Raw genomic sequence first — 5802 nt, forward strand, 5'->3', positions numbered from 1 at the left:
CCGGCTCCGGCTCCGGCTCCGGCTCCGGCTCCGGCTCCGGCTCCGGCTCCGGCTCCGGCTCCGGCTCCGGCTCCGGCTCCGGCTCCGGCTCCGGCGATTCTGCTCCCTCCCCTGCAGAAAGGTCGCACTCTCGTGCCCGAATCCGCCCCAGCCGACGCGCCGCTGCCGGCCGACCGCATCCCACGCCGCCGGACCCGGGCCGCGCTCCTCACTCTCCTGAGCATCCTCCTGCTCGTACTACCCGGGTCGTTCACGGCGGCCACGGCCCACGAGCCCCCGGCGCTGCTGAAGGTCCTGACCCAGAACATGTATCTGGGGGCGGATCTCCGTCCCGTCCTGGGCGCCACCAACACGTCCTCGCTCATCGCAGCCGTGACCAAGGTGTACGCACAGGTCCAAGCCACGAACTTCCCCGAGCGCGCCAAGGCGATGGCCGACGAGATCGCCGACTTCGACCCCCACGTGGTGGGGCTCCAGGAGGTCAGACTCTGGCGGAGCCAGACCCCTGCCGACTTCAGCCCCACGCCCAACGCCACCGTCGTCGAGTACGACTTCCTGCAGACCCTGCTCGACGAGCTCGCCGCCCGGGGCAAGCACTACGCCGCCGTGGCGACCGTCACCAGCAGTGACCGGGAGGTCCCCCGCTCCACACCCGACGGCCTGCAGGACATCCGTCTCACCGACCGCGACGTCATCCTGGCCCGCACCGACCTGCCCGCGAGAAGGTTCTCCGTCGCCAACCCGCAGGCGGGTCTCTTCGACGCGCGCCTGACCATCCCTCACCCGGTGCTCGGAAACATCGTCTTCCCGCACGGCTGGGTCGCCGTCGACGCCACCCTGGGCGGCCGCACCACACGCGTGGTCAGCACGCACCTCGAAGCCATCGGTCGCGCCGTCCAGGTGCAGCAGGGCGCCGAGCTGCTCGACGGCCCGCTCGTCACCAGCCTTCCCACAGTCCTCCTGGGCGACCTCAACTCGGCGGCAGGAGGCGTCGGCGCGGTGCCGGGGATGAGCGACACGCCCACCCACGCCAACTTCCTGGCAGCCGGCTTCCGCGACGCCTGGACGGAAGCCCGCCCCCGGGATCCCGGCTTCACCTGCTGCCAAGCCCCTGACCTGCGCAATCCCACATCGGCCCTCAGCCAGCGCATCGACCACGTGCTGTTCCGCAACGGCTTCGAGGCAGTGCAGGCCCAGCGTGTCGGCGAAGAGCAGGCCGACCGCACACCCTCAGGGCTCTGGCCCTCCGACCACGCCGGAGTCCCAGCCACGCTCAGACTCCCACGCAGCTGACGGCTCACCGAATTCCCAAGGTTCCGACCCCCTGCTGGTACAGAGGCGGACGCGAGCCCGAACAGCGCGGCTCCACGAAGTAGGGAGGCGCTGCTCATGTCAGGTCGGTGGAAGGCGGAGCCGTACGCCGACACACGCCCACCACACCACGGCCTCGAAACACGGTGAACGCGGCTCGGCCGGAGCCGCGCAGGAAGCCGCCCCGCCGACCGGATCGGCTGCAGCATCACGGATTTCTCGTTACCCCGCGGCACGGCCGATGAGTTTGCGGTTCCGGGCCGGTCTACGTCAGTGACACCCCAGGAAGGACAGCGCCATGTCGGAGCTTCTCGTCGATTTCATCACCTCCCTCGACGGCTACGCCTCGGGGCAGGGATGGCCCGGATTCTGGGGCCTGGAGGGCCCCGAGTACCTCGCCTGGCTCGGCGAGCAGCCGGAAGCCACCTACCTGATGGGAGCGAACACCTACCGCCTGATGTCGGGCTTCGCCGCAGGCAACGTCCCCGAAGGCCAAGCGGACTTCAGGCCCGAGGAAGAGGCGTCCGTCGACGAGCTCACGCGAGCCTCCAAGGTGGTGTTCTCCTCCTCCCTCGAGGAACCACTGACGTGGGCCAACTGCACGCTCGTCCGCGACCATGCCGTCGACACGGTCCGCACCATGAAATCGACCGGCTCCGGGCTCCTCAGCACCATCGGCAGCCTCAGCCTGTCCCGATCCCTGCTACGAGCCGGACTCGTCGACCGCTTCCGGGTCGTGATGTTCCCGGTGATCACCGGAGCCACGGGCGAGGAACGCATCTACGACGGCTACCCGGACGTCGCCCTCGAAATGACCGAGCACCGCACCTTCGACGGCAGCATCCAACTGGTCGAGTACAAGCCCCGCGTACTCGACCACCCACCGCTCGCCACCCCTGCGTAACGTCACCCGATCACCGGCCCGGACGGCCGCCAGGCCGCCCGGCCGCCCGGCCGCTGGGTCCGACTCCAAAGGTCACCGCCGCGGCCGGAACCGAGGAGGTGGAGGCCCCCCGGGCGAACGACAGGCGCACCGCCCTCGACACGGGCGAACGCATGCGGTTCTCCCTGGCGGAGGCGGGCGTCACCGCCACCTGAAGTACGACGGGGGCGTTGGCCAAGTGTTCTGCGCGGCGGCATTGTCACCCGACGCCAGCCGCGTCCGGCCCATGCCGCCTTGTGACCCACCGTCATCGCTGTGTCCGGGCGCGCAGAGCCTGGACGGACCAGTCGAACACTGGCGCCAGACTCTCCGGGGCCGGCCAGCCGTTGACCACAGCGAGCAGCTGGAGGTACCGCTCCCTGCGGGGGTCGTTCACGCTCTCCAGCCGAGTCGCCAACCGGCGGCGGAGCTCGATGTCGTCGCGGCAGCCGAGGAGGTGCGCGTATTGCCCCGCGAATGCCGCGACGATCGGATCGGCCTGGGACGACGCCGGGTCGATGCCGGCGGTCAGGGCGGGCCCGGCCTGCTCGCGGACGACCGCGGCAATGTCGCGACGCGGACCCATCGTGTCGCTTCGGGCCTGCTCGGCCGCCTGGTCCTCAGCCATCCGCCGCACGACAGCGCGGAAATCCTGATCCAGGGACATCTCAGCCAACTCCACCCACGCCTGGACCTGCTCCGCCTCCGGGTTGTCGGGCAACTCGGGGGTCATCGAGCGCATGACCCCCGCGAACGCGGGGGCGGCGTCAAGACCGCCGAAGGCGACGTCGAGGAAATCGCCGATCAGACGTCGGCGTTCGTCCTCGGAAAGCTGGGCCAACCGGTGCATGCGTTCCGTCTCCTCAGGTGTGGACCCGCGCTCGGCCACCGCCGTCAGCACCGCCCGTCGCAGGCGCAGGACGCGGATCTGCACTGCCAGTGCTTCGGCGTGCGCCGCGGCGACCTCGGGAAGCGAGAGCTCGCGGTCCACGACCTTGCGGATCGTGGGAAGGTCCAGTCCCAGCTCGCGCAAGGTACGCACGAGGTCCAGGCGTGCGACGGCGTCGATGTTGTACAGGCGGTAGCCGGCCGGGCTGCGGTCTGTCGGCGTCACGATTCCGCGATCGGAGTAGAACCGAATGGTCTTGACCGTGAGACCGGTCCGCTGAGCAAGCTCGCCGATCGAGTAGAGCGTGTCGCCGTCCATGCCCCCACCTTTTCGTCTCCCCCTACGGGAGACTCAAGCCCCTATGCCTGCCAGCAGCCAACCACTCCTGATCCGCAAGCCTTGACGATTCCTCGCCTTCGGCTCAGGCGGATGATTCTGTTTCCAAGCAGTCCAGGGCCCGTTCCTCTTCGTCGACGTCCGCGACGGACAAGCCACCTGGACGCCCTTCCCTTCCTCCTCGCACAAGTAGGGCCGTGCCGCAGACGGACAGCCGCCGCAGAAGCAAGAGACAGACCTAAATTGTCCAACCTCGCGTAACCAAGCGATAGCGTTCCGTGATGGCGCGTCGGTAGGCGGCGTCAAACACGTCGACAGGGACCACCGGCCGGTCATGACACCCCACCACGTGGAGAAGGGCATCAGTGCGCACAAGTCGACCAACCATGACGCCACGGTGCTCGCTCGGTGCGGATTGTCGCTCGCCGACGACCCAGGTGTCTGGTGTTCTGCCGGCGCGACTCCCGGCGGCGGAAGAGGGGAGCCGATGCTGCCGGTTTCTCCTGCCAGCGAGGGCGGGTGGGCTCGTCTGCCGCCAGGTGGAGGCCGCCGCGTTCAGGAGGTACTGAACAGCCCGGGAGCTGTCGGCGAAGCTGAGGCGTCGGCCGCGCTGGGACCACCGGTCCAGGACGGCCAGGAGCGCGGAGTCACAGAAGGTGACCCGGGCGGTGTCCAGGACGAGGCTGGTGAAACCGTCATCCGCTGCCGACGCCAGCAGGGTCCGTGGTCGATCTCCCCGGTGAGGTGAACAACCAGGGTGTCGCCGAGGGTGATGCAGGAAGCGATGACCATGTCGCCGGGCGCGGCATCCGCGCGTACTCGGTGACTTCGCCGGCACTGTGCCCCGTGTGGCTCGACGCCCGGCCCACGTACCTCCTCGTCAGGTCAGCCCCCGTGGACCGGTGCTGACTTGATACCGCGCCCTTGCGGGGGGCGCCGAAGGGGGCGTTAGCGAGCGGTTGGTGGGGGGTTGGCGGGCCTTCGCAGGATGGCACGCAGACGGTCAGGATCCCTCGTGCGACGGGGTGCCGGAGCCGATGACGGACGTTCCAGATCCATAAAGGGCGGCGGCAATATGATTGACACCTGCAGCAGCGCCATCGCGGTTGTGCGACCCACCCTGCGGAACTAAGTCCACGCAGTACTGGAGTTTATCCGGAAACGGATGCGGACACGGATGCGGACGCGGACGCGAGAAGCTAATTTCTTGATCGGCCAGTGAAAAGTCCAGCCGCCGCCTTTCGCGGCGACAGCCTTCACGCGGCCAGCGGGAGCAGCGAAAAGGTCTTCGTGTCCGAATCTATCAATTCAGAGATTGCGCTCTGGGGTGATTGATGCCAAATCGCTCATCTAGGCGCGCAAATATTGAACGGAGAGGGATTATCTTGCGGAAGAGTTTTCGGGCCGTCCTCACGGCGGTCGGCGCCGTCACGGCGATCCTCGCCTCCGCCACGGCGGCGTCCGCGGACACGGCGGGCTACGGCGAATTGTTCACCGACTCGAACATGCCGTTCCCCCCGGATTGCGTAAACAGCGTAGCGATGGGGCGTGCCGGCGACCAGATCTACGCGTACGGCGTCACCAAGTGCACCAGGAGCAAGAGCATCATTCGGGCCGAGGTGGCCCTTACGGGAGGTGGCGGAAAGTACGGATTCGAGACAAAAACGACGGGCTGCACCTTCGCGACCTACTGTGAGACGCCGAAGGTCTACCTGCAGGAGCACTACGGGGTCACCTATATGGCCAGTAATGCCGGAACTGTCAATTCCGACAGTTTCCCGCCCGAGAACGCCATCTCGCATGCGCAGCGCGTCGGCGGTCTCGCGTACCGTGGGGGTTCGGAGGCGGGGTCGGGTCGTGTGCGGTGGGCGGATTTCGACGGGGACACCAGGGCTGACTACTGGATCGTCAATCCCAGCGGGTCGGTGAACGTCTACCTGAACCAGGGAGGCGACGGCTACGGGGGCTGGCAGGACATCGGACAGGTCGCCACCGGCCTGACCTCAGACTCCACCCGGGTGCGGTTCGCGGACTTCGACGGCGACCGCAAGGCCGACTACCTCCTGATCAACCCCGACGGATCGGTCAACGTCCACCTCAACAAGGGCGGCGACCGAGCCGGGGGCTGGCAGCACATCGGCAAGGTCGCGACCGGCCTGACCTCCGACGCCAACCGGGTGCGGTTCGCGGACATCGACGGCGACGGCAGAGCCGACTACAACCTCCTCGACGGCAACGGCGGCATCCACGCCTTCCTCAACCGCGGCGGCGACACCTCCGCCGGCTGGGTGGACCAGGGACAGATCGCCAGCGGCCTGACCGGCGACCTCAGCCGCATCCGCCT

General features: G+C 68.3%; 4 protein-coding genes. 3 read left to right on the forward strand and 1 reads right to left on the reverse strand.

Going from position 1 to position 5802, the window contains the following annotated elements:
- Nucleotides 1–132: 132 nt before the first annotated feature.
- Complete coding sequence (locus ACFW1I_RS36770) at nt 133–1293, forward strand: endonuclease/exonuclease/phosphatase family protein (protein WP_384678201.1); 1161 nt, start codon at nt 133–135, stop codon at nt 1291–1293.
- A 316-nt stretch (nt 1294–1609) separates the two neighbouring features.
- Nucleotides 1610–2215 (forward strand): dihydrofolate reductase family protein, encoded by a 606-nt coding sequence (locus ACFW1I_RS36775; protein ID WP_384678203.1) that lies wholly within the window; start codon nt 1610–1612, stop codon nt 2213–2215.
- A gap of 286 nt (nt 2216–2501) precedes the next feature.
- Here the strand turns inward: ACFW1I_RS36775 and ACFW1I_RS36780 are convergent, their stop codons facing one another.
- A complete protein-coding gene (locus ACFW1I_RS36780) occupies nt 2502–3440 on the reverse strand; it encodes a MerR family transcriptional regulator (RefSeq protein WP_384678205.1) in 939 nt (312 codons plus the stop codon).
- Nucleotides 3441–4843: 1403 nt separating this feature from the next.
- On the opposite strand from ACFW1I_RS36780, the gene ACFW1I_RS36785 reads away from it, so the two are divergent.
- Nucleotides 4844–5802: FG-GAP repeat domain-containing protein (locus ACFW1I_RS36785; RefSeq protein ID WP_384678208.1), on the forward strand; the 959-nt coding region annotated here is incomplete at its 3' end.

Origin of the sequence: Streptomyces sp. NPDC058955 (assembly GCF_042741435.1) — a bacterium.
Taxonomy (GTDB): Bacteria; Actinomycetota; Actinomycetes; order Streptomycetales; family Streptomycetaceae; genus Streptomyces.